Consider the following 26,584-nt stretch of genomic DNA (forward strand, 5'->3'; position numbering starts at 1 on the left):
GCAGCCCAATTCGGTAATGCGGCCCTATTCGGACACCCTCGTCATCGTAGTTGACTTGTAGGTTTGGGTCCTGCCAGGTAGTGTAAAAAGTTCTAATTTTCCCGTAGGCGCAGGACTACAATACTCTCGCCATGGAGTGCCCTTGGAGGCGCTCTCCCTTGTAAATCCTCGTTGTATGCCAAGGGCTGTGTCTTCCCGATGCAGCTACCGTATTGTCGCCTGGAAAAGTACCAGCTTCCGGGCAGAAAATGTGGCAAATACAGCATGATAGGATCGGCTTGGAGCCAAGCTCCTGCAGCCGCGAGCGCACCAATGCGTCGATGTTGGCGTGCGCGTTCGCGCCGGATGTGACCGAACCTTATTGATTGCCATGCACAGTAAAGAACTCAAAAAACCGGACGGACGCAACCTTACCCTCTACAGCAACCGGCCCATCCCCGATGGCCTCGTTGCACCCAGCCCGTTTCCGGATCCCCAGCACGCCAACCCGCACCTGCGCTGGCATCCGCTGCGCGGCGAGTGGGTGACCTACGCCGCGTTTCGCCAGAACCGCACTTATCAGCCGCCGCCCCAGTACAACCCGCTGGCGCCGACGATCGATCCTGCCAATCCCACCGAGATGCCGGCTGGCGACTACGAGATCGCCGTGTTCGACAACCGCTTCCCCTCGCTGGCGCTCGAATCGCACGATCCGCCGTCGGTGACGGTGCAGACCGCGCCGGCCAATGGCCAGTGCGAAGTGGTCGTGTTCACGCAGGATCCGAACACGGCGCTGGCCCACTTGCCGCTGTCGCGTATCGCGCTCTTGCTGCAGGTCTGGGGCGATCGCACCACGCGCGTGGGCAGCCTGCCGCACATCCAGTACGTGCTGCCGTTCGAGAACCGCGGCGCCGAAGTGGGCGTGACGCTGCACCATCCGCACGGCCAGATCTACTCGTACCCGTTCGTGCCGTCGGTCCCGGCGCGCATGCTCGCGCAAGAGCGCGACTACTATCAGCAGCACGGTACGAGCATGCTGTGCGACATGGCGCGCGACGAAGCGGCCGATGGCAAGCGCGTGCTGTACCAGGACGATTTCGCCATTGCCTTCGTGCCGGCCTGCGCCCGTTATCCGTACGAGGTGTGGGTGATGCCGACCGCACCGTGCAAGGACTTCGCGGCGCTCACGCCGCCGCAGCGCGACTCGCTGGCGCGCGCGCTCAAGACCGTGCTGCTCAAGTACGAGACGCTGTGGAACCGGCCATTCCCGTACCTGATGGCGTGGTACCAGGCGCCGACCGACGGCGCCGAGCATCCCGAGACGCAGCTGCACGCCCAGTTCTATCCGCCGTACCGCACGCGCGACCGCCTGAAATACCTGGCCGGCACCGAGCTGGCTGCCGGCATGTTCGCGATGGACGTGCTGCCCGAGACCACGGCCTACGAATTGCAGCAGGTCGAGATCGATCTGGAGGAGGGCGCATGACGGACATCGATATGCGTGCCCAGGAGGTCGCCGACAAACTCGCGCTGCTGCGCGCCACCCTTGCCACCAGCGGCGCCGGCGCGGTGCGCCTGCGCGGCACCGACTGGTTCGCGTGGGTCACGGCGGGCGGCTCGAGCGCCGTGCTGCACACCACCGACACCGGCATTGCCGAAGTGCTGGTCACAGCGGGCGACGCCTGCGTGCTGACCGACCAGATCGAAGGCGAGCGCCTGCGCCTCGAAGAAGTGCCGGCCGGGTTCAGCTTTCATATCGAACCATGGGCCGAGCCCGAGCTGCGCGAGCATTTTGTGCTGGCCGCGGCCGAGGGTCGGCCAGTGCTGTCGGACCGCCCGCAGGCCGACGAACTGCCATTGCCGCTGCCCCTGCGTCAGCGCAAGCTGGTGCTGGGCGACGCCGAGCAGGCGCGCTACCGCCTGCTGGGGCGCGAAGCGGCCGAAGCGATGACCGAAGTGCTGCACCGCGCGCGCCCCGACTGGACCGAGCAGCAACTGGCCGGCGCCGGCGCGGACGCGCTGTGGCGCCGTGGCATCCATCCGGCGCTGGTGCTGGTGGCAGGTGCGCGGCGTTTGCCGCTGTTTCGCCACGCGACGCCGTCGCACGAGCCGATCGGCGAGCGCGCCATGCTCGTGTTCTGCGCGCGCCGCCACGGCCTGTATGCCAACCTGACGCGTTTCGTGAGCTTTGGCGGTACAGGTTCGGCGCCAACTGCCCAGCGCGCGCTGATGGCAGTCGAGGCCACCGGCCTGGCGGCCGTGGCGCCGGGCAAATCGCTGTCGTCGGTGTATCACGCGCTGGCGCAGGCCTATCACCACGCCGACGTCGAGGATGCGATCCGCGAGCACCACCAGGGCGGCATCACCGGCTACCTGGCGCGCGAGATCGTGGCCACCCCAAGCACCGCCACGCAGCTCGAACAGGGCATGGCATTTGCGTTCAATCCAAGTTATAACGGTATGAAGATCGAAGATACATTCCTGCTGGGCCCCGACGGACTCGAAAACCTGACCTTCGACCCGGCCTGGCCGTCGGTGGATATCCAGGGCCGTCAGCGGCCGCTCTGGCTGGAGGTGGACGCATGACCATCACGACCGATACCTTCTTTGGCGGCGCCCCCGAGGTGAACGCGTCAGCCCCGGGGCGCGTGAACCTGCTGGGCGAACACACCGACTACAACGACGGCTTCATGCTGCCTGTGGCCACGCCCCAGCGCACGCTGGTGGCCATGAGCCGCAGTGGCGATGACCACTTCCATTTTTATTCACCCAATTTCGACGCGACCGTCACGTTCGCGAAGGACAGCAGCGCGCCGCAGGGCTTCGGCAGCTATATCGAGGGCTGCATCCGCCTCGTGCAGGCCGAAGGCATCGAGGTGCCGCCGCTGCGCGTATATGTCGAAACCGATCTGCCGGTGGGTTCGGGCCTGTCGTCGTCGGCTGCGCTTGAAGTGGCCACGCTGCGCGCCATGCGCGCGCTGCTGGGGTTCGAGCTCGACGACGTCAAGCTGGCGCGCATCGCCCAGCGCGCCGAAATCGAGTACGCGCACGTGAACTGCGGGATCATGGACCAGATGGCGTCGAGCCTGGCCGATGAAACCAATATGCTGTTCATCGACGCGCGCACGCTCGAACATCATCTGTCGGCACTGCCGCCGGACACCGGACTGATCGTGATCGATTCGGGCGTGGCGCGCACGCTTGCCGCCAGCAAGTACAACGAACGCCGCGCCGAATGTGAAGAAGCCTCGCGCATCCTGGGCGTGACGGCGCTGCGCGACGTGGTCGACCCGGCCTCGGTCGAGACGCTGCCATCGCCGCTGCGCGAACGGGCCCGCCACGTGGTGCAGGAAAACCTGCGCGTGCTCGAGGCCGCCCAGGGCGTCGATGCCGAGCGCTTCGGCGAACTGATGAACGCATCGCATGCGAGCCTGCGTGACGATTACGAAGTCTCGATCCGCGCGCTCGACGTCCTGTGCGAGGCGCTGCGCGCTGCACCCGGCGTACTGGGCGCGCGCCTGACCGGCGCCGGCTTCGGCGGCGCCTGCGTCGCCCTGTGCCGCAAGGGGCAGGCGCAAGAAGCAGCCGCCACCGCGCTGGCGGCGTATCACGACCATCATGGACCAGGCAATGACGTCCAGGGACGCATCCTGATTCCGGTGCCAACTGACAGAAAGGACAAGAATGAATCAGTTTGAATATCCGCGTCCGCAACTGGTGCGCGACCAGTGGCAGAACCTGAACGGCACGTGGCAGTTCTGCTTCGATGACGAAGGGCACTACACGCTGCCGTCGGACGTGAAGGAGTGGACGCACGAGATCACCGTGCCGTTTGCACCGGAAACCGCGATGAGCGGCATCGAAGACACGGGCTTTCACCGCTTCGTCTGGTACCAGCGCGAATTCGAGGTCATGCCCATGGATGGGCGCACGATCCTGCACTTCGGCGCGGTCGATTACAGCGCGCGCGTCTGGGTCAATGGCCAGCTGGTCGTCGAGCACGAGGGTGGGCACACGCCGTTTTCCGCCGATATTTCCGGCACCCTGAACGCGGATGGCAAGCAGGTCGTCACGGTCTGGGTCGAGGACGATCCGGCCGACCTGGCCAAGCCGCGCGGCAAGCAGGACTGGCTGCTCGAGGCGCACTCGATCTGGTACCCGCGCACCACCGGCATCTGGCAAACGGTCTGGCTCGAGCAGGTCTCGCCAACGTATATCCAGAAGCTGCGCTGGACGCCCGTGTTCGAGACCTACGAAATCGGCTGCGAAGTATTCGCCACCGGCGACATCCAGGAAGAGCTGTTTGTCGAAGTCAAGATCTGGCACGGCGACCAGCTGCTGGCCGACGATTACTACAAGCTGCTGGGCGGCGAAGCGAACCGCAAGATCGCGCTGTCCGATCCGGGCATCGACGATTCGCGCAATGAGATCCTGTGGAGCCCCGAACGTCCGACCCTGCTCGATGCCGAAGTGACCCTGCGCGCAGGCGACGTCGTGCTGGACCGCATTCGCTCGTACACGGCGCTGCGCTCGGTGTCGATCAACCGCGACCGCTTCATGCTCAATGGCCGCCCGTACCAGCTGCGCCTGGTGCTGGACCAGGGCTACTGGCCGGAATCGTTCATGACGGCCCCGTCCGATGAGCACCTGAAGCGCGACGTCGAGCTGGCCAAGCTGATGGGCTTCAATGGCGTACGCAAGCACCAGAAGATCGAGGACCCGCGCTTTTTGTACTGGGCCGACAAGCTGGGCCTGATGGTATGGGAAGAAATGCCATCGGCCTACCGGTTCAGCCCGCGCGCCATTACGCGCATGGTCAAGGAATGGACCGAGGCGATCGAGCGCGATTACAGCCACCCGTGCATCATCGTCTGGGTGGCCTTCAACGAGTCGTGGGGCGTGCCGAACCTGACGCTCACGCAAGCGCATCGCAATGCCGTCGAGGCGCTGTACCACCTGACACGCACGCTCGACTCGACCCGCCCCGTGATCGGCAACGATGGCTGGGAAGCGTCGGCCACGGACATCCTGGGCATCCACGACTACGACAGCGACCCCGAGAAAGTGCTGGCGCGCTACGCCGTCACGGACCCGGTGCGCACGCTGTTCGATCAGCGCCGCCCCGGTGGTCGCATCCTGACGCTCGATGGCTTCCCGCATCGCGGCCAGCCGATCGTGCTGACGGAATTCGGTGGCATCGCGTACGATCCGAAGCAGACGCCGAACCCGGACGAAACCACTTGGGGTTATAGCCGCGCGCACACGGCAGAAAGCTATCTGAAGCAGTACCGGCGCCTGCTGCAGGTGGTCAACGAGACGTTCATGTTCAGTGGTTTCTGCTACACGCAGTTCACGGACACGTTCCAGGAAGCCAATGGGTTGCTGAACGCCGATCGCTCACCGAAACTGCCGCTGGATGTGATCAGCGCCGCCACGCGCAATATTCCGTTGTTCCAGCGTGCGCTGGAAGAGGGCAAGGATACTGGCACGCCGTAACGGCTGAGGCAGGGCAGGGCCGGTAGGGTCTGCCTGGTGAGGCAGTCAGGTAATGCGGTAAGCAAAAGGCCACATGTCGCGTCAGCGCATGTGGCCTTTTTCACCGGTACAGATGGTTTTATCAGACCTGGGCGGGCGTGTGGTCATGTTGACGCGGGCCGCGACTCTGTGAATTTCTGAAACAGACGCGACGCAAGATGCGGCTGTCGACCGGTTGAATGCAAGACCCATAGCGGACTTGACGACGTCTTGCATCAAGGCGATTTGTAGCGTGCCAGGATCTTCACCCGTTCACCTTGGTGCCCGACTTTGCTGCCCCACTTACGTAACTGGGCAAGCTGTTCGCGCTCGTCCTGGAGACCAGGTAATTTAAGAGAGCGTCGCACTACATAGATGTCCAGCATGGGCTCGTCGTTGCAACGCACGGGTGGGCGTTTGCGAGAGTCACGCGCCATGGCTGCAATATCACTGTCGTCGAGTACAACATGCCGGCACTCGTAATTTCGTAACGCAACAGCAGCCACACTGCGTGAGCGCATGTCGACGATAATTGCCGCCTTCTCCATGCAGCTCTGGCGGCGACACCCTTCAATCATGGCGTATGTCCCGAACTGGACTGGTTCTTCATCTCCAGGGATACCGATAAATTCATCAATCGTCCGGACTAACGACGCGTCTGGGATATAGGCGTCAATCTGCATGCCTGCGAATACAGATTTGCTATCCGGGTAGACAAGACGAGCGACATCGTAAAAATCCAGCGTCGCGGATTGTGCCGAAGTCGTGCTTAACGCGACAAGCGCCAAAAGAACTTTACCGAACATGACATCGACTCCCGGGACGTGCACAGACTACGGTAGCTCAGCTGGGACGTGGTTACCGTAGCACCTATCGCTGGTTCTACTGTCCGCTTCTGGCCAGAAGCTGAAGATCATCGCGGCCAATGTAACTCAGCAAGAAGCGATCGACTTCGCTACTTTACCCTCAGTAGTCGCAGTAATGTCCAGAACGTCGCTTCTATTTTGGAACGTCACAACACTGTCAGCCCGGCCGCGCGGGGTTGCGGCCGGACGCCTGCGGCATCGGGATGCGCGCAAGCAGTGCGCCCAGAGCTGTTGCTGCGACGGTCGCGGCGCTGACATCGACCAGCCAGTCGCGCACCGTGCCCGAGCGGTACGGCAGGAAGTGCTGCACGCCCTCGTCGAAAGCGCCCATCAGTGCAATGGCCAGCACCGCCTTGAGCGCGCGTTGCAGCGTGCTGCCGGTGCTGCCCAGGAACCAGAGCGTCGCGAGGCCGGCATAGGCCAGGCTGTGCAGCACGATGCCGGACGCGTATTCACCCACCTCGGCGCGTGCGCCGGGGACCGAGCCGGCGATCACGATGCAGGTAAAAATGAGCAGTGCCGCAGCATGCATGGCACGGCGGTGACGGGGTTCGGCGTACAACAGGGGAGACAGGGCTGGCATGGCGACGTGGTGACAGTACGGTGACGGGGCAAACGTCAACGTTACCATGCCGGGCGCACCTTGTGTGCCCGTTGCCGCCGGCCCGTGCGCTGGCTGCCCGCCGCGACGTGCGTCAAATCGTCAGTGCCGGGGCGCCGTCGGCGTAATGGGCGTCGAAACAGCTGGCACAGTCGGCGCAGAACAGGTGCGCCACGCGCACGCTCGCCTGTCGCAACACGAGTTTCAAGTGTGCCCGCCGGCACTTGGGACACACTTCGCGGACGCTGCCGAACGTAAGCAGATTGAGGGGGACGCTGTCGCGATCGATATCGTCGACCACGGCGCGCGGATTGAGTTCGCTGAGAACGAGGTCGCTTGACTCCTGATGGCGGCGGCAACTGTCTGGCGAAAGCGATGTTTCTGGTACACGTAAACTCATCGGACAATCTCCCGTGGTCGTTTCGTTGTACGCGGTCACCACCCGCTGGACAAGGTGGGACGTCGCAGCTTCATGATAGCCCTATTGAAGACGGCTTCAAGCACATAGACAATTTTTTCTGGCCCAAGTTGCGACAATGCCGAAAAAAATACCCGCACTGGGCGGGCAGAACCCGAGAACGGGCCAAGAGTGCAGAAACCGGGTTGGTGTGCAGCGCACGGGGCGCTCCACACCTGCTGGCACCACGCATATCGGTTACGTGTGTGTCAGGTGCATTCGAGTATAGGCAGGGAATGTGACGGGTCAGTGACCGTCATCAAGGTTCGGATGGAACGGTAGGAAATGTGATGACAGAATTGGGCTTATGACAATACGGTCGCAAATGACGTGGACCGGGCAAACCGTTCAGGCAAAAAAAAAGCCCGCTGTGCGGGCTTGAAACTATTTTCTTGGAGGAGAATAGTGGAGACAGGTGTAACTATAGGGATTCAGCGATCCAGCGTCCAATTGCGTTTTCGGATACCAGACATGTGATCCGTCAATATCTCTCAAAAAAGACCAGCGACGTGTCAATCACGCACTGGCACCGTGTAGTTCAGCGCCATGCGGCCACCGTCGGCGTACAGGGTCTGGCCGGTCATGTACGAGGCATCGTCACTGGCCAGGAAGGCGGCGATCGACGCGACTTCTTCCGGTTCGCCGCAGCGGCCCAGCGGCGTGCGCGACAGGATTGTGTGACGCGCTTCCGGGCTGCCCAGCACCGCCTTTTTCGCAAGCTCGGTCAGGATGGTGCCGGGGCCGATGGCGTTCACCCGAACGTCGTACTGGGCCAGGGCGATCGCAGCCACGCGCGTGAGCTGGTTGACGCCGCCTTTCGAGATCACGTACGGCACCTGGTTCGGGATCGTCAGCTCGGCATTCACGCTCGACATATTGATGATGCAGCCGCCTTCGCCGCGCGCCACCATGTCGCGCGCCGCTGCCTGGCTGCACAGGAACATCGATTTCAGGTTAATGCGCAGCACGCGGTCGAAATCGTCCTCGTGCAGGTCGAGGAATTCGGCCGCGTGGGTCACGCCGGCATTGTTGATCAGGATATCGATGCGGCCGAACGCGGCCAGCGTGGCCGCGATCATCGCATCGACCTCGACCTTGATGCCGACATCGGCGCGGTAGGCGCGGGCTGCGTCGCCCAGGCTGGCAGCGGCTTGCTCGACTTCGGGCCGGATATCGACGAGCATGACGCGCGCGCCTTCGCGCACGAGGCGCTCGGCGCAGGCCAGGCCAATGCCCTGGCTGGCCCCGGTGACGATGGCGATTTTCTGATGTAGTTTCATGGCGGGCTTTCGACGCTGTGGCAAAAGCCGCCATTCTACTGCTGCTAGAGCATGATGGGCCGGTCGGGCAATTCGTTGGTGCGCTCTCCGCTGGCCGGGAAGTGCTGGTGCAGCAGGTCGTTGACCTGCGCCACCGCCGCCAGCGTGGCGTCATGGAACTTCCCGTTCTTGAAGCCTGCAGTCATCGTGCGGCACACCGCCTGCCAGGTGGCGGCGTCGATCTTGCGGTCGATGCCCCGGTCGGCCACGATGTCGACCTTGTGCTCGGCCAGGTTCACATAGATGAGCACGCCGCAATTGTCTTCGGTGTCCCACACGCCGTAGTCGGCGAACAGGGCGAGCGCGCGCTGGCGGTTGGTGATGCCGTCCCAGGCAGCGTCGAAGGGCAGGGCCTTCTCAACGATCAGGCGCACCTCACCGCGGTGGGTGCGCTCGCCGGCATCGATGGCCTCGGCAATGGCCGTCAGTGTTGTTTCAGGAAAAGCGCGCCGCGCTTCGCCCGCGCTACTGGTGGCGTGGCGCCACGCGCGTGTCATTTTTTGTGCGATCGATCCCATTACCAGTCTCCCGAGGCGCCGCCGCCGTCAAAGCCGCCACCACCGCCTGAAAAACCGCCGCCGCCGAAGCCACCGCCGCCGCCGCCACCGCCAAACCCGCCACCACCACCGTTGCTCATATTGCCGATGATGTTGCCGAGGATGAAGCCGGTCGTCGCGCCGCCCCAGTTCGAGCGACCACGGCTGCTGGCAACCGTACGGCCGCGCTTGCCGCCGAAGACCGAGCGCAGCAGGAATGCACCGATCAGGATCGCGAAGATGGCTATCAACGGAATCCCGCCACCGCCCGCAGCTTCCTGTCGTTGCGGTGCTTGCTGCGGGGGCGCCGGGAAGGCTTCCTGGTTCAGCAGCGTGGCGATGGCGCCCACGCCGGCCACCAGGCCTTCGTAATAATGTTGTTCCCGGAAATGCGGCGCGATCACATCCTGCAGGATGCGCTTGGATTGCGCATCGGTCAGCACGCCCTGTACACCACGGCCAGCCTCGATCCGCAGGCGGCGCAGCGCCGACGGGTTGCCGGGGGCGACGACGAGCAGCACGCCGTCGTCGACGCCCTTGCGGCCCAGCTGCCAGGCATCCGTGACGCGGATGCTGTAGGCCTCGATGGCTTCGGGCTCGGTCGATTTGACGAGCAACACGGCGATCTGACTGCCCGTCTTGGCTTCGTAGTCGGCCAGCACGGCTTCCAGGCGCTGGCGCTGGGTGGCGTCGAGCATGCCGGCCTGGTCAGTCACGCGCGTGGTGAGCTTCGGCACCTCCTTGAGCTGGGCATGGGCCGGCACCGCGCCGGCGAGCAGCGTCGCCAGTGCGAACAGAAGCGTGGAGAACAAGCGCAGGAAGGCCGTCATCGCCAGCCTTACTTGCCGAAGTCGACTGCTGGTGCGGTCGAGATCGCTTTTTCATTCTCGACCGTGAACGATGGCTTGGTTTCGTAGCCGAATACCATGGCCGTCAGGTTCTTCGGGAACTGGCGCACGGTCACGTTGTAATCCTGGACCGAGGCGATGTAGCGCTGGCGGGCCACCGTGATGCGGTTCTCGGTGCCTTCGAGCTGCGAGGCCAGGTCACGGAAGCTGGTGTCGGCTTTCAGGTCCGGGTATTTTTCGGAGACCATCATCAGGCGCGACAGCGCGCTCGACAGTTCACCCTGCACCTGCTGGAACTTCTGGAACGCTTCCGGGTTGTTCAGCACTTCCGGAGTGATCTGGAAGCTGGTGGCCGACGCGCGGGCGCGCGTGACGGCTTCGAGCGTTTCGCGTTCGTGCGAGGCATAGCCCTTGACCGTGTTGACCAGATTCGGGATCAGGTCGGCGCGGCGCTGGTACTGGTTGACCACTTCGCTCCAGGCGGCCTTGGTCGCTTCATCCTTGGTCTGGAAATCGTTGTAGCCGCAGCCAGAGAGCAGGACGCCGGCGAGAATGGCGCTGCCGAGCAGGCGGGTCCAGCGGGAGATAAAGGTCGTAGTCATGGCAGTAAAGGTCCGTGCAAGTTGTCGAATAATCAAAATATACCTGAAACGGGCCGCAATTGGTGTTCCTGCAACCCCGAGGGGCAGGGGACCGCATGGCGGCGGGTACAATAATGGGTTTGCAATTATTCGGATACAAGGGGCTCGACGTGACTTTCATTCAAAAACTGGCGGCTGCATGGACCCGCAACGATTCGCTGCTGTGTGTGGGCCTCGACCCGGACCTGGCGCGCTTCCCGGCGCACCTGGCTGGCCAGCCGGATGCGATCGTGCAGTTCTGCAAGGCGATCATCGATGCCACCGCCGACCTGGCCTGCGCCTTCAAGCCGCAGATTGCCTATTTCGCCGCGCTGGGCGCCGAAGACCAGCTCGAGGACATCTGCACCTATCTGCGCGAGACGTATCCACACATCCCGCTGGTGCTCGACGCCAAGCGCGGCGACATCGGCGCTACTGCGCACCAGTACGCGCGCGAAGCGTTCGACCGCTACGGCGCCGATGCGGTGACCGTCAATCCGTACATGGGATTCGATTCGGTCGAGCCATACATGGCGTGGCCGGACCGCGGCGTGATCGTGCTGTGCCGCACGTCGAACGCGGGTGGCTCCGACCTGCAATTCCTGGATGTGGGCGGCCGCCCGCTGTACCAGCACGTGGCGCAACTGGTGGCCGACAAGTGGAACCGCAATGGCCAGTGCGCGCTGGTGGTGGGCGCGACGTTCCCGGAAGAGATCGCGCAGGTGCGGGCACTGGTGGGCGATATGCCGCTGTTGATTCCGGGTGTGGGCGCGCAGGGCGGCGATGTCGAGGCAACCGTGAAGGCCGGCCGCACGGCAGGCGGCGCCGGCATGATGATCAATTCGTCGCGTGCGATTTTGTATGCGACGCCGCAGGCTGGCGAAGACTTCGCGCAGGCAGCGCGGCGCGTGGCGACGGAAACGCGCGACGCGATCAATGCGGCGCGCAACGCCGCATGATGTGAACATCGCGCCAGCCGGCGCATGGTGTGAACATCGCGCCAGCCGGCGCGATGTTGTTCAATTGCTCAATGCAACTCTGGCGCGATCATCTCGGCGTAGTCGTACAGCGCGCCAAGAATCGCCTCGGCCCGCTCGTCGGCCGTCTCCGACAATGCATCGATCTCCTGGAATAGTTGATCGATGGTTCTGGCCCCGCCGGCGCCCTCGAACAGGCGCGCTGCGCGGTGCGCTTCCCAGGTCTGCATTTCTTCTTCCGACAGCGTCTCGGGGAAGTTGCGCGCGCGGTAGCGCAGCAGCAGTTCGTTGAGGCGCTCGTCCTCGAAACTCACGCGCTTTCCGGTCAGTGCCGCGGGCTTTTGCATGCGGATCGATTCCAGCTGGCGCCGGTCATCCTTGCTGACGAAGCCGCCATACAGATCTTCATCCACATCGACCGGCGTGCTGGATACCGGCTTTTGCAATACCTGCGCCCAGATGGCGCGCAGGTCGGGGCCGGCAGCGGCCAGCGCGGCGTGCGCGCGGCCCTGTTCCAGATCGATATCCCAGCGCGTGGCCAGTTCGGGCTGCAGCGTCTTGAGATTGGCCACCAGCATCGGCGACTTGTTCAGGTGCACGCTCTTGACCGGCAGGCGCGTGACGCCCTCCGGCAAGTCGTCGGTGCGCGTGAACATGCGCGTGCGGATCGTCTCGGCATCGAGGGTGAACAGTTCGGACGGATCGTAGCGGCAATCCCAGACCAGGATTTCGTTCTTGTTGGTGGGGTGCTGGGCCAGCGGATAGACGAGGGCCAGGCAGCCGTTCTCGACCGGGAACATGCCCGACACGTGCAGGAACGGCTGGCGCGCTTCAGGGGCCTGGTGCAGGCCGATCTCGGCGGCGACGCGGTCCTTGCGGCGCAGCTCCAGGCAAAAGTCGAACAGGCGCGGCTGCTTGCTGCGGATCAGGCGCGCCAGCGCAATGGTCGCGCGCACATCCGACAGCGCATCGTGCGCGGCCTCGTGTGCCAGGCCGTTGGCTGCGCTCAGGTGTTCCAGCTTGAAGCTCGGCTTGCCATCGTCGCGGGTGGGCCACACGATGCCGTCCGGACGCAGCGCATGCACCATGCGCACGACGTCGAGCAAGTCCCAGCGGCCGCAGTTGTGCTGCCACTCGCGCGCGTACGGATCGATCAGGTTGCGCCAGAACAGGTAGCGCGTGACCTCGTCGTCGAAGCGGATCGTGTTGTAGCCGACGCCGATCGTGTCGGGCTGGCTGAAGGCGGCCTCGATCTGGCGCGCGAACTCGTGCTCGGGCACGCCGTGTTCGAGGCAGTGCTGCGGCAGGATGCCAGTGATCAGGCACGATTCCGGATCGGGCAGAAAATCATTGGCTGGCTGGCAGTACAGCATGATCGGCTCGCCGATCTCGTTGAGTTCAGCGTCGGTGCGGATCGCGGCGAACTGGGCCGGGCGGTCGCGGCGCGGGGTCGCGCCAAAGGTTTCGTAGTCGTGCCAGAGGAAGGTATGCGGGCTCATGTCTTGTTGTTGTCTTGGCTGCAATCACAGCGTCGGCGACATGGTGGCACAGATGCGCCGTCCCGTCACGGCCCGGTATCACGGTCCGTGCGGGACGGCGTTGGACGCTAGTTACAGACGCGGTTGCGCCCGGCTTCTTTCGCCCGGTAGAGGGCGGCATCGGCCGCCGCCATCAGCGCGTATTCGTCGCCGTTCTCGCCCAGGCTGGCCACGCCGAACGACGCGGTCAGGTGCGGCAGTTCCACGCGCATGTCGGTAAACACAACGGTGTCGCGCAGGCGCTGGCACAGGCGCTCGGCCACCATCGTGGCCAGTTCGATGCCGGTGTCGGGCAGCACGGCCAGCATTTCCTCGCCGCCAAAGCGCACGGCGAAGTCGGACGGGCGCAGTGCGTCGCGGATCAGGCTGGCGGCGGCCGACAGCGCCACGTCACCGATGATATGGCCGTGGGTATCGTTGAACTGCTTGAAGTGGTCCAGGTCGATCATGACGATCGACAGGCCGCTGCCGGTACGGGCCGCGCGCGCCGCCAGCTTCGGCAGCATGTCGTTGAGCCAGGCGCGGTTGTACAGGCCCGTGAGCGGGTCGTTGAGCGACAGCTGGCGGTAGAATTCGCCCAGCTTCTGGCGCCGGCGCAGCAGCGCATTGGTGGTGCGGATGCGGAACGACAGCAGGCGCAGCAGATTGCGCGCCAGCACGCTCGAGCGGTCGATCAGCGACCAGACGACGCTCGATTCGATCACCAGGAGTTCGCTGTCTTCCAGCGCCGTCATGGCCGCCAGGTTCGCGGCATCGTCCAGCACGGCCTGGTCGCCGACGCTTTCGCCCGGCAAGACGCGGGTGGTGCCGGTTTCGTCGCCTGCGTGCGCATCCGATTCGATTTCGAGCTGGCCCGAGAGTACGATATACAGGTGCGCCTGACCGCTGTCGTCGATGCGCTCGCCCTTCGGCAAGCGCACGATGGCGCAGTCGGCCAGCATCGCGGCGACGTCAGGGTCGGTTTCGTCGCGAAACAGTTGCAAGTCGTTGATATGGGTACGGCTGGTGCCGAAGGTGCCGATCTGTTCCAAGTGAGTCCTCAAGCGGTACGCCGCGTTGGCATGCGTGATTGCATGTGTTATTACATCAGCGGGATCATAGCCGATTGTGCCACTCCTGCGCGTTTGACGAAACTTAAACTACCATGGCGACATATTCACATGACATCCAGCAGCATTGAACTGACCGACGCATTGGGCCAGGTACACCGGCCCGCGCCAGGTGCGCGCATCGTTTCCCTCGTGCCGTCGATCACCGAATTATTGTGCGATCTGGTCCTGGCGCCCCAACTCGTCGGCCGCACGGGTTTCTGCATCCATCCCAGGGACATTGTCGCCGCCATTCCCAAGGTCGGCGGCACCAAGGACGTCAATCTCGACAAGATCCGGGCCCTGGCGCCTACCCACGTCGTCGTCAATCTCGATGAAAACACGCGACCGACCTACGACGCGCTGGTGCAATTCGTGCCGCACGTGATCGTCACGCATCCGGTAACGCCGCAGGATAACCTGGCGCTGGCCCGCCTGCTGGGTGGCATCTTCGGCGTGCAGGAGGCGGCCGAATCCTGGTGCACCGCATTCACACAGGCATTGGCCGCGCTGCGTGCCCGGCCTGCCGGTGCATCACGCACGGTGCTGTACTGCATCTGGCAGGATCCGTGGATGAGCATCTCGGCCGATACCTATATCGCGGCGATGCTGGCCGAACTGGGCTGGCGCGTGCCGCAGCTGGGCGAAGACCGCTATCCGCGCTTCACGTGGTCGGACAGTCTGGTCGATGGCCTGGACGCCGTGCTGCTGTCGACCGAACCTTACCGCTTCACGCAGGCGCACGTGGACGCGCTGGAAAAACAGATCGGTATTCCCGTGCTGCTGGTCGATGGCGAAATGCTGTCGTGGTACGGCAGCCGCGCGCTGGCGGGTGTGAATTATCTGGAGACGTTGCGGGAACTATTGGAAGGCACGCCGCGCTGAGTGCGGCGTTGGTATTGCCCCTGCGCCCATGGCGGGCGCAGGGTCCTGCGGGCACTGATCAGTTATCGGTCAGGTGCTTGTCGGCAGTCGGGTCGATGTCGCCGTCAACGCTGACCACCGGGACGGCGGTATGGCGATGCTTATCGTGCAGGCGACCGATGGTGCTGTCGAGTGCGCGGGCCAGTTTGCCGCTGGCATTGTTGATCGCCTGGTGCAGGTCGTTCGCGTGATCGTGCACGACGATCGGGGCCACGCCAGCCAGGCGTGCTTCAAGCATGCAGTGGTTGCCGCCGTCTGCTTTCTTTTCCTTGTTCTCGTCGCTCAGGTGAACGTCGACGCGGGTCACTTGCTCGCTGAAACGACCGATGGAAGCGCGCAAGACGGTATCCACGTGCTCGTCCAGGCCTTGGTGCTTGGTGATGGTGTTATCGGTATTGACATTGATCTGCATGGATGGCTCCTGTAATCGTTATGGCTTTATCTTACACGCCCAGCGATTTTTACCGCGTCCGCTCCGCCAACCGTGCTCGACCTTCCATGCCGCCATCAGACCACGTCTTTTTCGCGCGCTGCTTCGTGGTGCGGAAAACGGTCCATCCGCGACAGCACCGGGAACAGCATCGCCCACACGCCCGTCACGACCAGCGTCGCTACGCCGCCGAGCAAAATCGCGCGCGTCAATCCCAGCCAGCCGGCCGTGACGCCCGACTCGAATTCACCCAGTTCATTCGAGGCGCCGATGAACACCGAGTTCACGGCGCTCACACGCCCGCGGATATCGTCGGGTGTTTCGTACTGCACCAGCAGATGGCGGATATACACGCTGACCATGTCGCCCACGCCCAGCAGGAACAGCGCGCCGAAGGCTACCGCGAAGTGGTCGGTCAGGCCCAGCACGATCACGCACAGGCCGAACAGGGCGACGCCGCCGAACATCCAGGCGCCGACGCGGCGCGTGATCGGGAACATCACCAGCGCCACCGAGCACAGGGCCGCGCCCATGCCGGGCGCCGTGCGCAGAAAGCCCAGGCCGGACGGCCCGGCGCCCAGGATGTCATGTGCGTAGGCCGGCAGCAGGGCGGTTGCCCCACCGAACAGCACCGCGAACAGGTCGAGCGAGATCGCGCCCAGCACGATCGGGCGCGAGCGCACGAAGCGCAAGCCTTCGAGCAGCGTGTGCCAGCTGACCGGCGCCTTGTTGATCACCTGCGCGATGGTGCGCGTGTTCGTCATGAGCAGCACCGCGAGCGCGAGCAGCGAGGCGGCCGTCATGTGCACCGTCTGCGGCCCCAGCACGTAGAGCAGGCCGCCGAAGATCGGGCCGAGGATCATTGCCACGTGCATCGTCGAGGAACCCAGCGCCACGGCCTGGCTGAAGTCTCGGTCAGGCACCAGGTTTTTGAGCACCGCCTGCGAGGCCGGCATCATGAAGGCGCGCGCGCTGCCGAACAGCACCAGGATCGCGAACACGGGCCACACGGTCGTGCTGCCGCTGGCCGTGAAGGCAATCAGCATCGCACTGCACAGCAGTTGCACGGCCATGCAGCACAGCACGATCAGGCGCCGGTTGTAGCGGTCGGCCACGTGGCCGGCCCACAGGATCAGCACCAGAAACGGCGCGAACTGCGCCAGGCCGATCAGCCCCAGGTCGAACAGGCTGCCGGTGATCTGGTACACCTGCCAGCCGATCGCCACGCTTTGCATCTGCACGGCGAAGGTGGCGAGAAAGCGCGCCGACAGGTAGAACGCCAGGTTACGGTTGCGCAGGACACCCAGGCGCCCGGTCGGGGAAATCAGCGGCATGGGCCCTTACTGGTCAGCCAGATCGGCGGCGGTCGTGAACGCGTCGGCGAAGAATTCGTCCTCGGGCAGGCCGCACAGCGCCACGTAATCGCGGCGTGCCGCATCGACCATGAGCGGCGCGCCGCAGGCATACACCTGGTGGCCGGAGAGGTCGATGATGTCCTGCACGACGGCGGCGTGCACGTAGCCGGTGCGGCCCGTCCAGGCATCTTCTGGCAGCGCATCCGAAATCACGGGCACGTAGGTGAAGTCGGGCAGGGTGGTTTCCCAGGCGCGGCACAATTCGTCCATGTACAGGTCTTGCGGGCGGCGGCCGCCCCAGTACAGCGTGACCTTGCGCGTGGACTTTAGGTGCATCAGGTGCTCGACCAGGGCCTTGACCGGTGCGAAGCCGGTGCCGGATGCCAGCAGCACGATCGGCTTGTCGGAATCTTCGCGCAGGAAGAACGTGCCGAGCGGACCTTCGAAGCGCAGGATGTCGCGCTCTTTCATCGCGCCGAACACGTGATCGGTGAACAGGCCGCCGGGCAGGTGGCGGATGTGCAGTTCAAGCGGGCCTTCGAACGACGGCGCATTGGCAATCGAATAGGCGCGGCGCTTGCCGTCCTTGAGCAAGAATTCGATGTACTGGCCGGCGCGGTAGGCCAGCAGCTCATTGGCGGGCAATTGCAGGTTGACGATGGCGACGTCCGGCGCGGCCTTGCGGATGCCGGCAACGCGCGTGGGCATCTTGCGCAGCGGGTAATCCGAGCTGCCGCCCACTTCGCGCGCCTCGATCATCAGGTCGGCCGACGGCATCGCGCAGCAGAACAGCGCCATGCCGGCAGTCTTTTCGATGTCACTCAAGGCGCGCTGCTGGTAGGGCTTGTGCTCGATGGCGCCATCGAGCACCTTGCCCTTGCACGAGCCGCAGGCGCCGTTCTTGCAGCCATACGGCAGGCCGACGCCGGCGCGGATGGCGGCGGCCAGGACGGTTTCATCGGCTTCGCAGCCAAACTGGCTGCCGCTGGGCTGGACGGTGATCTGGAAGGTCATGCGAATGGAGAAGTTGGGGCGCGAACGCGGGTGGTTGGTGGGGTGCGCCGGCGTGCGGCGAGAGGCCGCCATTCTACACCCGCCCTTGTTTTACCGGGCGCGCCCTGTGCTACAGTTGCCGCCTCCACGACCCCGCGATTCTTTCATGACCATGCCATCCCGCTCCGCTTTTGCCCGTCCGCGCCTGTTGATCATCGGCTGCGGCGACGTCGGCATGCGCCTGTTGCCATTGCTGGCCGGGCGTTTTCGCGTGTTTGCGCTGACCAGCCAGCCCGAGCGCTGCTCTGAGCTGCGCGCGGCCGGCGCAGTGCCGGTCGTCGCCGACCTCGACCGGCCCGCCACGCTGGCGCGCCTGCGCAATCTGGCACCGTGGGTGCTGCACCTGGCCCCGCCGCAGCCCGACGGCGATACCGACCGCCGCACGCGCCACCTGGTGGCGGCGCTGGGCGCCGTGCGCCGCATCGTGTACGTGAGCACCAGCGGCGTGTATGGGGATTGCGGCGGGGCGCTGGTGAAAGAGTACCGCCCGGTGGCGCCGAAGAACGGGCGCGCCCGGCGCCGCGTGGATGCCGAGCGCATCCTGCGCGCATGGGCGCTGGTGGCCGGCGCGACGCTGTCGATCCTGCGCGTGCCGGGCATCTACGCCGCCGACCGGCTGCCGCTGCGCCGCCTGGAGCAGGGCACGCCCGCGCTGCGGTTCGAGGACGATGTGTACACCAACCATATCCACGCCGACGATCTGGCCCGCATCGTGCTGCAGGCCTTGACGCGCGGCCGGGCCGGGCGGGTCTATCACGCGGTCGACGACACGCGCATGAAGATGGCCGATTACTTCGATGCCGTGGCCGACGCCTTCGGCATGCCGCGTTCGCCGCGCCTGCCGCGCGCCGAACTGGCGCAGCTGGTCTCGCCCGTGCTGCTGTCGTACATGTCCGAGTCGCGCCAGCTTGACAACACACGCTTGCGGCGCGAACTGCGGGTGCGCCTGCAGTACCCGGACGTCGCCACGGCGCTGGCGCGCCTGCGAGGCTGATCCGGGCGAATGCTTATGCGCGCTTGCCGGGCGATGCGCAGAACGCGATCTTGCTGGTCATGATCGCCGGCAGGCCCGGCGAGGCGCAGAAAGCACTGTCCGCGCCCTTGGCGACCGGCTTGCCGGGCGAGGCGCAAAAGGCGGTGGCATTCGCTGCGGCTGCCGGTTTGCCGGGGGAAGCACAGAACGCCGTCGCGCCGGCCGGCTTGCCTGGCGACGCGCAGAACGCAGCGTCGCCCCTGACCACCACACCGAACTCGGCTTCGTACAGCGCGCGCATGCGCTCGCCCGCCTGGACGTGTTCGCCTTCGGTGCCGGCGGCGATGCCGACATACGGATAGTGATGCAGGAAGAAGCCGAAAGCGGCCTCGCAGTCGCGCGCGTATTTCATGGTGTCGAGGATGTGATAGTGCCAGAAGGTGTCGACATCGACCGTTGGCGAGGCGCCGGCATCCGGGTATTTTTTCATGAGGAACAGGAAACGCCGGTACTCGGTCTCGACGGCGTTGGCGCGCGTTTCGGACCAGCCTTCGCCGGACGCTGCATGCATCAGTTTCATCTTGATCGGGTTCAGGTCAAGCGCCTCGAAGGCGGCGTATTCGGTATGGGTCGACATCATGATCACCTCGTGTGTGTTTGTGGATGAATCGGACAGTGCTGGCGGCTGTCACGGTGCCTGAGTGGGGTATTTCCATAGCGCATTACCGGGAAATTCCGGTGGTATTGACCTGTGACAGACACAGCCATTGTCATGCGCTGGCTCAGCTCAGCAGTTGAGCTAGATCAAACTTGGTAGCATGGACGAGCTCGGTGACCGGCGACGTCGTCACCCTTAGCAGGAAAGGGGGGGCGCCTCAGGCGGTGACGGGCGAGATTGGGGTGCTGTCGGTGCGCAGCCCGGCGGTGGCCACAGCGCCGGCCGCCGTCGCGCCCGCAGCCGGCACGCCATCCACCGGGATGCTGACCACGATCGTGGTGCCGCTGCCCATGCCGCTGCTGTTGATCGAGAACGAGCCGCCCAGGATGGCGATGCGTTCTTCGATACCCACCAGGCCGAAGGAGCCGTGGCGGTTGCGGCTGCCCGGCTGCAGCCCGACGCCGTTGTCGCGGATCGTCATGGTGAGCATGCCGGCATGCTGGTGCAGCGTGATGCTCACCTGGGTAGCGCGCGCGTGGCGCGCCACGTTGTTGAGCGACTCCTGCAGGATGCGGAAGAACGCGGTGGCGCTGTTGTCGTCGATGCGGTGCTCGTCATCGTCGTCCACCAGCTCGCAGGTGATGCCGGTGCGGCGCGCGAAGTCGGCCACCTGCCAGTCGACGGCGGCCGACAGCCCCAGGTCGAGCACGTTCGGGCGCAGGTCGTTGATGATCTGGCGCACGCTGCGGATCGTGACGTCGATCTGGCGCACCGTGGCCACGGCGCGTGCGTGAAGGCGCTGCTGCGCGCCGCGCGTGCGGTTGGCCAGCAGTTCGGCCTCGATCTTCAGCGCCAGCAGGTTCTGCGCCAGGTCGTCATGGATTTCGCGCGCAATGCGCTTGCGCTCGCCTTCCTTGATCTGCTCGGCGTGGGCGGCAAGAAGTCGCAGTTTTTCATGGCTGGCCTGCAGCTTGGTCTGCGAGGCGCGCAGTTCGCGCGTCATTTCCTCGGCCATGCGCAGCGCGTTGCGGCGCGACGAGGCGAGCGTCTGGAACAGCGCGTAGAGCAGGGCGGTGCTCATGCCGGCGGCGAGCGCCGCCAGCCACGGGTAATACATGTCAAAGCGCGTGTACATGTCGGACTTGGGAATGCTGAAGTCGGCTCGCCAGACGCGCTGGTTGAATGCAATGGGCAGGCTGGCCACGAAGATCGCATCGGTGACCCGCAGCGGGCCGGGGTCGGGCCGCGCACTCGTGGCCAGGCTGTCGTACAGCACGGCGCGGGGCGGCGCTTCGCCCGGCTCCGGCGCCAGCGCGGTCACTTCGGTCAGCACCAGGCGCACGCCCTTGACGGGAAATTCATCGAGCACGTCGGCCACCAGCGGCGCAAGGCCGAAGCCGAGACCGGCCGAACCGATATACGCCAGACGCCGCGCCTGCACGCTGTCGTTGGGCAGGTCGCTGCGGTAGACCGGCAGGCGCAGCGCCAGCGCGCTCTGGTTGGGACCGGGCCGCAGGGCGATGCGGGTGCCCGAAGCGCTCGAGCTGCCGTTGTCGCGCGCGACGGCCAGCGAGCGCCGCGTCGTGCCCCGCGCTTCCAGGTCCAGCCCCAGCCGGTCGAGCAGGTTGGGCGGCAACGGCTCCATGTACACCAGCACCGTGTAGGTATCGCGATCCGGCGCCGTCTGCAACGGGGTGTGCACGACGCCGCGCCGCGCCAGGCGCTTTTGCAACTCGTCGTTCAGCGCCGGCAGGCCGTCGGCGCGCACCGCGCGCGCGTAGTTGATGTTGACGATCCCCGGGAAGTTGCGCTTGATGTCGAGTTCACCGACATACTGGTGGAACTGGGCCGCACTGGTATCGGGTGCGGAGCGAAACAGGCCGGCGACCCCGCGCAGCACGTCGCTGTAGCTCTTGATCCGGGCATCGATATTGTTCTGCGCGGCGCGCGCCATGGCGCGAAAGCGTGTCTGCGCATCGCTTTCGATCGCGCCGGACGTCGCCAGATAGGCGCCGGCCCCGACCGCCAGCGACAGCACCACGCCGACGATCATGGCGGCAGGTACGAACGTCCCGGCTTGGCGGTCTGGATGCATGGCGGATCTCACGAACGTGAGGCTGGTTGTGGACGTGCGTGCGGATGATGTTTCTACGCTAAGCATTGTCGGCGTCCACCGTAGCTAGCAGGTTTACTAGGTTCCGAAGAATGCCGCCCCGTTGATGAGATAACGGCGCCCGGCTCGTTGCGAGCGGGGCGCCGTGACACAGTTGGCGTGGGGCCGGCTTAGTTGAAGCTCAACCCGTTGTTGCTGGCGTTACTGACCTTCTTGCCCTTCAGGTCGACCGTGAAATGGTCGCTCGGCTTGGCCGAGCCAAGCCCCTTGAGGATCGCGAAAACGCCCTTGAACTGCTGCTGGAACGGCACGTGCACCGGGTTCTGGTCGGACGGCTTGTCGCCGATGCGCACGATCGGCGCCGGCGCCGCCGGGAACGCCGCCATCAAGACCTTGTACTGGTTCACGCGCGCCTGGCCCATGTCGCGCAGGGCCAGTTCGCCCGCATACACGGTGCGGTGGAAGTCGCCGTAGAACGCGTACGGGGTGAGATTCGCGAAGTCGTCCAGGCGCAGGCCGGCAGCCGTGGCCAGGCGTTCGGCGCGCACGGTGGCGTCCTGCCAGTCGGTGGCCAGCGTCGACGCAGCAACCGTCGTGCTCGCCGGTGTGCCCGCAGCGGCGCAGGCGGCGCTCAAGGGCAGGATGCCGGGCGCGTCCTTCAGTTGCGCCAGCGTGACCCTGGTCTGCAACTGCGACAGGATCAGCATCTGCTTGCCGTTCAGGGCCATCGCCGCTTCTTTCATCTCGCATGGCCAGTATTCGTCCATGAAGCGCAGGCGCGACAGCTCGCCGAAGTACTGGTGCGTGAATTCGCCATACGAGCGGGTGTCGAGGATGCTGCGGTCCCAGCGCTTGACGGCGTCGCCCGGCACCGCGCTGCCCTTGAGGTAATCGTTCTCGACCACATAATGCGGGAACAGTTCGGCAAAGCGTGGCACCGTCGACAGCGGCATGGTCTGGACGTCGATCGTCTCGGCATCCTTGTAGGTCACGACCTTGTAGGCGGCGCCATACACGGCCAGCGACGGCGACTGCACGTTGACGAGGTAGTTGCCGCTGCCGTCGGTGTGGTCGTTGGTGCCGTTGAAGTGCATGTGCCCGCCCACGTGCAGGCGCAGGCCCGTGGCCGCCACGGCGTTGGCGACACTTGCGTCCGGCACGCGCGCCGTCTGGAACGCGCCCGACTTGAACACGTCCTTCATGGCCTGCGTCTGGTTGGCGTAGAAGTCCATGGTCGGGTAGTGCGAGAAGGCCATCAGCTGCTTGCCTTCGGCCTTGGCACGTGCGGCGACCGACTTGATGTAATCCATCAGGAACATCTTGTGGGTGATCACCTTGTTCCAGCCGGCGTTGCCGGCGCCATCGAAGCCCTTGAAGCTGGTGGGATTGGCCGGGTCGAACTTCGCGTTCGGCACGAACACATTGGCGTCGATCGACAGCAGCCACAGGCCCTTGACCGGCTCGACCAAATAAGTGGTGTCGATCAGCTTCGTGCACTTGGTGAAGGCTTTGCCCAGCTTGGCTTCGCCTGCGGCCTTGTAGGCGCCGCCCGAGCCCTCGGCGCAGATTTCGAATTCGCGGCTCTTGCCGCCCGACTGCGCCAGCGCCGCATCATACGTGTACTTGCCGGCGTCGTACTTGCTGAACGGGGTTTCCCACAGCAGGTCGGCCTTGTTTGGCATGAAGCCGAATTCGCCCATCTTGACCATCAGGCGTTCGGTGCCTTGCTCCATGACCTGGTCGGTGCAGATCACCGTCGGATCCTTGGCCAGGCACGCCGGATTGCCGGTGGCGTAGATTTTCTGCTCCTTGCCGTCCTTGGTCAAAAAGTCGTTCTTGCCGGCTTCGTTATCGTCGAACGGCTCGACCGGGTCATGGTTGCCGGGCGCGATGAAAAAGCGCATGCCCTTGGCCTGGTACTGCCTCATGATCGCGGCGATGCCGTCGACGTTCATCGGCTGGGCGTCGTCGGTATAGTCGCCCGGCAGCGCGACGACGCGAATGCCCTTGGCATAGGCGTCGTCGAGCGCGGCGTAGAACGCGAAGTAATTTTCGTTGAACAGGCGCGTGGAGGTCAGCTGCGCATACATCGTACGGATGGTCGCATTCCTGCCGTCCTTGGTCGGAATGCCCGCGAACTGGCTGTTCTTGAAGTCGCCGTAGACATCCTGGAAGTGCACGTCGCTCATGAAGGCGACGGCGGTGCTGACCGGAGCCGGTGCTGGCGCCGGGCTTTGCACTGGCGGCGGCGTGGCGGCGACAGGGGCGTCGCTGTCGCCGGGACTGCAACCTGCCAGCACGGCCAGCAGGGAAAGCGCCGCGCAGGTGGCAGCGCGGTGAGGCATTGGACGGGTCATGCAATTACTCCGGTCATCAAGATGCCCGGAGGATGACATCGTTACATGACCGGATAGTTACATGGCCTGCTGCATGGCCGGCTGCTTACTTGCCCCAGCTGTCCTTGAGCGTCGTTACCCGGTTGAAAACGGGCTTGCCCGGCGTCGAATCGACGCGGTCAGCCACGAAGTAGCCATGACGTTCGAACTGGAAGCGCTGGTCGCCCACGGCGTCCTTCAGGCCCGGTTCCAGGTACGCCGTGATCGTCTCGAGCGCATTCGGATTAAGCACCGTCTTGAAGTCCTTGCCGCCGGCATCCGGCTGCGGGTCCAGGAACAGGCGGTCGTACAGGCGTACTTCGGCTTCGAGCGCGCTGGCGGCGCTGACCCACGTGATGTTGCCCTTGACCTTGTAGTTGTCCGCGCCCGGCGTGCCCGACTTCGAATCTTCGAAATACTTGACGTGGACGGCGGTGACGTTGCCGTCGGCATCCTTGTCAAAGCCCGTGCACTCGACCACGTAGCCATACTTCAGGCGCACGCGGCTGCCCGGCAGGTCGCCCTGCGGCGGCGTGAAGCGGAAGTAGCCTTTCACCGGCGTTTCCATGAAGTCTTCCTGCTCGATCCACAGTTCGCGCGTGAACGGGAAGGTGCGTTTGCCCATCTCGGGATGGTGCGGGTGCACGGGCGAGCTGCACTCATGCGACTCGCCTTCAGGGAAGTTGTCGACGACGAGCTTCAACGGGCGCAGCACGGCAATGGCGCGCGGCGCCTTCGGATCCAGGTCGTCGCGCAGCGCGCCTTCGAGCGTGCTCATGTCGATCCAGCCGTCGGCCTTCGACACGCCGATGCGCTCGCAGAACAGCTGGAGCGATTCGGGCGTGTAGCCGCGGCGGCGCAGGCCAACGATGGTCGGCATGCGCGGATCGTCCCAACCGGTGACGGTGCCATCGTCGACCAGCGCGCGCAGCTTGCGCTTGGAGGTCACGACATAGGTCAGGTTCAGGCGCGCGAATTCGTACTGGCGCGGCACGGGCTTCCTGAAGAAGCCGCCTTCGGCCAGCGTCTCGACCAGCCAGTCGTAGAACGGGCGGTGATCCTGGAATTCCAGCGTGCACAGCGAGTGCGTGATGTTTTCGATCGCATCCGAGATCGGGTGCGTGTAGTCGTACATCGGGTAGATGCACCAGGCGTCGCCCGTGCGGTGGTGGTGCGCATGGCGGATGCGGTACAGGGCCGGATCGCGGTTCGTCATGATCGGCGAGGACATCGCGTCTTCGCTCATCTTGGCGCGCAGGATGTGCTCGCCATCCTTGTACTTGCCGGCTTTCATGTCGCGGAACAGCTGCAGCGATTCTTCAACCGGGCGGTCGCGGAAGCGCGAATTGGTGCCCAGCGTGCCGAAATTGCCGCGGTTCTTCGCCATCTCTTCAGCGCTCTGGCTGTCGACGTAGGCTTTCCCGTTCTGGATCAGGTACTCGGCCATCGCATATAGCTGGTCGAAGTAGTCGCTGGCGTAGTACAGGTGCTCCTGGCCCTCTTGCTGCCACGAGAAACCGAGCCACTTGACGCTGTCGATGATCGTGTCGACGTATTCCTGGTCTTCCTTCTCGGGATTGGTGTCGTCGAAACGCAGGTGGCACAGGCCGCCGTAGTCGCGCGCCAGGCCGAAGTTCAGGCAGATCGATTTGGCGTGGCCGATGTGCAGGTAGCCATTCGGCTCGGGCGGGAAGCGCGTGATCACGGGCGGCAAGCCCTCGCGGGCATGCGTGCCGGCGGCCAGGTCGGATTCGACGATGGCACGCACAAAGTTCGACGACGGTGCGTTGCCCGGCGCCGGGGAATTCTTGTCGTTGCTCATGAGATAGTTCTGGGAGGGTAAGTTGTCGGGCATTTTACCGTAGACGGCGGCCCTGTAGCATGCCCTTGTCGTTACCCCGCCCGCCGTGGCCGCCAGCCGGTGAAAGCGGGCGCTCGCGCCCCGTCGAACCTTTTCTATAGGATAATCTCTCTTTAAACCGTGATTCAATGCCAGACGGCTGACGCCGGGAGAGTTTCTGTTGGAAAATTTATATGCGATCCTCGGCGTGGCCCCGAATGCCACGGATGACGAGATCAAGAAGGTCTACCGCTCGCTGGCCATGCGCTACCACCCGGACCGCAACCAGGCCCCGGGCGCCGAGGCGCGCTTCAAGGCCGTGAGCAAGGCTTACGAGATCCTGTCTGACCGCGCCAAGCGCGACGAATACAACCAGAGCGTGAACCACCGCATCGTGCTCGACGCCGAAGCCGAAGCCTTCGAGCTGTGGCGTTCGCTGTTCGCCCTGAACGGCGTCAACCTGCCTGCGCACTGACGCTTCGGCCGCCGCTGCGGCCCGCCAAACATATCTACAGGACAC

General features: G+C 64.7%; 24 protein-coding genes. 8 read left to right on the top strand and 16 right to left on the bottom strand.

Annotation, left to right across the window (positions count from 1 at the left end):
• Positions 1 to 370 precede the first annotated feature (370 nt).
• Genes galT through ACZ0AJ_RS03360 form a run of 4 tightly spaced genes read left to right on the top strand, consistent with a single transcriptional unit; the run spans position 371 to position 5,475 of the window.
• Positions 371 to 1,465 (top strand): galactose-1-phosphate uridylyltransferase, encoded by a 1,095-nt coding sequence (gene galT, locus ACZ0AJ_RS03345; protein WP_183549818.1) that lies wholly within the window; start codon positions 371 to 373, stop codon positions 1,463 to 1,465.
• Complete coding sequence (locus ACZ0AJ_RS03350) at positions 1,462 to 2,565, top strand: M24 family metallopeptidase (RefSeq protein ID WP_499453878.1); 1,104 nt, start codon at positions 1,462 to 1,464, stop codon at positions 2,563 to 2,565. Before galT ends, ACZ0AJ_RS03350 begins: the two co-directional genes overlap by 4 nt.
• Positions 2,562 to 3,677 (top strand): galactokinase, encoded by a 1,116-nt coding sequence (gene galK / locus ACZ0AJ_RS03355; RefSeq protein ID WP_499452743.1) that lies wholly within the window; start codon positions 2,562 to 2,564, stop codon positions 3,675 to 3,677. The genes ACZ0AJ_RS03350 and galK overlap by 4 nt, the downstream gene beginning before the upstream one ends.
• Complete coding sequence (locus tag ACZ0AJ_RS03360; protein ID WP_499452744.1) at positions 3,664 to 5,475, top strand: glycoside hydrolase family 2 protein; 1,812 nt, start codon at positions 3,664 to 3,666, stop codon at positions 5,473 to 5,475. Before galK ends, ACZ0AJ_RS03360 begins: the two co-directional genes overlap by 14 nt.
• 254 nt (positions 5,476 to 5,729) lie before the next feature.
• On the opposite strand, the gene ACZ0AJ_RS03365 is transcribed toward ACZ0AJ_RS03360, so the two are convergent.
• The 7 genes from ACZ0AJ_RS03365 to ACZ0AJ_RS03395 form a co-directional block, all read right to left on the bottom strand.
• On the bottom strand, positions 5,730 to 6,299 hold the full coding sequence (locus ACZ0AJ_RS03365; RefSeq protein ID WP_499452745.1) for a hypothetical protein: 570 nt from the start codon (positions 6,297 to 6,299) through the stop codon (positions 5,730 to 5,732).
• A 217-nt stretch (positions 6,300 to 6,516) separates the two neighbouring features.
• The gene (locus ACZ0AJ_RS03370) at positions 6,517 to 6,942 is read right to left on the bottom strand and encodes a VanZ family protein (RefSeq protein WP_499452746.1); all 426 of its coding nucleotides are present in this window, start codon (positions 6,940 to 6,942) and stop codon (positions 6,517 to 6,519) included.
• Between the two features lie 112 nt (positions 6,943 to 7,054).
• Positions 7,055 to 7,360: a hypothetical protein gene (locus tag ACZ0AJ_RS03375; protein ID WP_499453881.1), complete on the bottom strand. Its 306-nt coding sequence runs from the start codon at positions 7,358 to 7,360 to the stop codon at positions 7,055 to 7,057.
• 569 nt (positions 7,361 to 7,929) lie between these two features.
• Positions 7,930 to 8,697 (bottom strand): SDR family NAD(P)-dependent oxidoreductase, encoded by a 768-nt coding sequence (locus tag ACZ0AJ_RS03380; RefSeq protein ID WP_499452748.1) that lies wholly within the window; start codon positions 8,695 to 8,697, stop codon positions 7,930 to 7,932.
• A 44-nt stretch (positions 8,698 to 8,741) separates the two neighbouring features.
• Positions 8,742 to 9,233, bottom strand: a complete 492-nt coding sequence (locus ACZ0AJ_RS03385; protein WP_499453883.1) for a TPM domain-containing protein — start codon at positions 9,231 to 9,233, stop codon at positions 8,742 to 8,744.
• A 20-nt stretch (positions 9,234 to 9,253) separates the two neighbouring features.
• On the bottom strand, positions 9,254 to 10,102 hold the full coding sequence (locus ACZ0AJ_RS03390; RefSeq protein ID WP_499453885.1) for a TPM domain-containing protein: 849 nt from the start codon (positions 10,100 to 10,102) through the stop codon (positions 9,254 to 9,256).
• 8 nt (positions 10,103 to 10,110) lie between these two features.
• Positions 10,111 to 10,722, bottom strand: a complete 612-nt coding sequence (locus tag ACZ0AJ_RS03395; RefSeq protein ID WP_499452751.1) for a LemA family protein — start codon at positions 10,720 to 10,722, stop codon at positions 10,111 to 10,113.
• A gap of 149 nt (positions 10,723 to 10,871) precedes the next feature.
• Here ACZ0AJ_RS03395 and pyrF point away from each other — a divergent pair, with 149 nt between their 5' ends.
• On the top strand, positions 10,872 to 11,699 hold the full coding sequence (gene pyrF / locus ACZ0AJ_RS03400; protein ID WP_499452752.1) for an orotidine-5'-phosphate decarboxylase: 828 nt from the start codon (positions 10,872 to 10,874) through the stop codon (positions 11,697 to 11,699).
• A gap of 68 nt (positions 11,700 to 11,767) precedes the next feature.
• Here the strand turns inward: pyrF and sbcB are convergent, their stop codons facing one another.
• Together sbcB and ACZ0AJ_RS03410 are read right to left on the bottom strand one after the other, a co-directional pair.
• Positions 11,768 to 13,216: an exodeoxyribonuclease I gene (gene sbcB / locus ACZ0AJ_RS03405; RefSeq protein ID WP_499453888.1), complete on the bottom strand. Its 1,449-nt coding sequence runs from the start codon at positions 13,214 to 13,216 to the stop codon at positions 11,768 to 11,770.
• A 107-nt stretch (positions 13,217 to 13,323) separates the two neighbouring features.
• Positions 13,324 to 14,286, bottom strand: a complete 963-nt coding sequence (locus ACZ0AJ_RS03410; RefSeq protein WP_183549846.1) for a GGDEF domain-containing protein — start codon at positions 14,284 to 14,286, stop codon at positions 13,324 to 13,326.
• 129 nt (positions 14,287 to 14,415) lie between these two features.
• Between ACZ0AJ_RS03410 and ACZ0AJ_RS03415 the strand changes: the two genes are divergently transcribed.
• Positions 14,416 to 15,228 carry a helical backbone metal receptor gene (locus ACZ0AJ_RS03415; RefSeq protein ID WP_499453890.1) on the top strand — a complete coding sequence of 271 codons (813 nt, stop codon included), beginning with the start codon at positions 14,416 to 14,418 and terminating at the stop codon, positions 15,226 to 15,228.
• Positions 15,229 to 15,286: 58 nt separating this feature from the next.
• Here ACZ0AJ_RS03415 and ACZ0AJ_RS03420 read toward each other — a convergent pair whose 3' ends face one another.
• The 3 genes from ACZ0AJ_RS03420 to ACZ0AJ_RS03430 form a co-directional block, all read right to left on the bottom strand.
• Positions 15,287 to 15,679 (bottom strand): HPF/RaiA family ribosome-associated protein, encoded by a 393-nt coding sequence (locus tag ACZ0AJ_RS03420; RefSeq protein ID WP_183549853.1) that lies wholly within the window; start codon positions 15,677 to 15,679, stop codon positions 15,287 to 15,289.
• A 95-nt stretch (positions 15,680 to 15,774) separates the two neighbouring features.
• Positions 15,775 to 17,031: an MFS transporter gene (locus ACZ0AJ_RS03425; protein WP_499452754.1), complete on the bottom strand. Its 1,257-nt coding sequence runs from the start codon at positions 17,029 to 17,031 to the stop codon at positions 15,775 to 15,777.
• Between the two features lie 6 nt (positions 17,032 to 17,037).
• Positions 17,038 to 18,066, bottom strand: a complete 1,029-nt coding sequence (locus ACZ0AJ_RS03430; RefSeq protein ID WP_499456716.1) for a CDP-6-deoxy-delta-3,4-glucoseen reductase — start codon at positions 18,064 to 18,066, stop codon at positions 17,038 to 17,040.
• 151 nt (positions 18,067 to 18,217) lie between these two features.
• On the opposite strand from ACZ0AJ_RS03430, the gene ACZ0AJ_RS03435 reads away from it, so the two are divergent.
• Positions 18,218 to 19,099 carry an NAD(P)H-binding protein gene (locus ACZ0AJ_RS03435; protein ID WP_499456717.1) on the top strand — a complete coding sequence of 294 codons (882 nt, stop codon included), beginning with the start codon at positions 18,218 to 18,220 and terminating at the stop codon, positions 19,097 to 19,099.
• 13 nt (positions 19,100 to 19,112) lie between these two features.
• Here the strand turns inward: ACZ0AJ_RS03435 and ACZ0AJ_RS03440 are convergent, their stop codons facing one another.
• The 4 genes from ACZ0AJ_RS03440 to ACZ0AJ_RS03455 form a co-directional block, all read right to left on the bottom strand.
• Positions 19,113 to 19,718, bottom strand: coding sequence for a glycine-rich domain-containing protein (locus tag ACZ0AJ_RS03440; protein WP_499452755.1), 606 nt, complete (start codon positions 19,716 to 19,718; stop codon positions 19,113 to 19,115).
• Between the two features lie 235 nt (positions 19,719 to 19,953).
• Entirely contained in the window at positions 19,954 to 21,831 is a 1,878-nt protein-coding gene (locus ACZ0AJ_RS03445) for a sensor histidine kinase (protein ID WP_499452756.1), read from the bottom strand.
• Between the two features lie 188 nt (positions 21,832 to 22,019).
• The gene (locus tag ACZ0AJ_RS03450; RefSeq protein WP_499453893.1) at positions 22,020 to 24,206 is read right to left on the bottom strand and encodes a metallophosphoesterase; all 2,187 of its coding nucleotides are present in this window, start codon (positions 24,204 to 24,206) and stop codon (positions 22,020 to 22,022) included.
• A gap of 85 nt (positions 24,207 to 24,291) precedes the next feature.
• The gene (locus ACZ0AJ_RS03455; RefSeq protein ID WP_499453894.1) at positions 24,292 to 26,046 is read right to left on the bottom strand and encodes a glutamine--tRNA ligase/YqeY domain fusion protein; all 1,755 of its coding nucleotides are present in this window, start codon (positions 26,044 to 26,046) and stop codon (positions 24,292 to 24,294) included.
• Between the two features lie 199 nt (positions 26,047 to 26,245).
• Between ACZ0AJ_RS03455 and ACZ0AJ_RS03460 the strand changes: the two genes are divergently transcribed.
• Positions 26,246 to 26,539, top strand: coding sequence for a DnaJ domain-containing protein (locus tag ACZ0AJ_RS03460; protein WP_258836240.1), 294 nt, complete (start codon positions 26,246 to 26,248; stop codon positions 26,537 to 26,539).
• Positions 26,540 to 26,584 lie beyond the last annotated feature (45 nt).

It is taken from the genome of Telluria sp. AC161 (genome assembly GCF_979258535.1).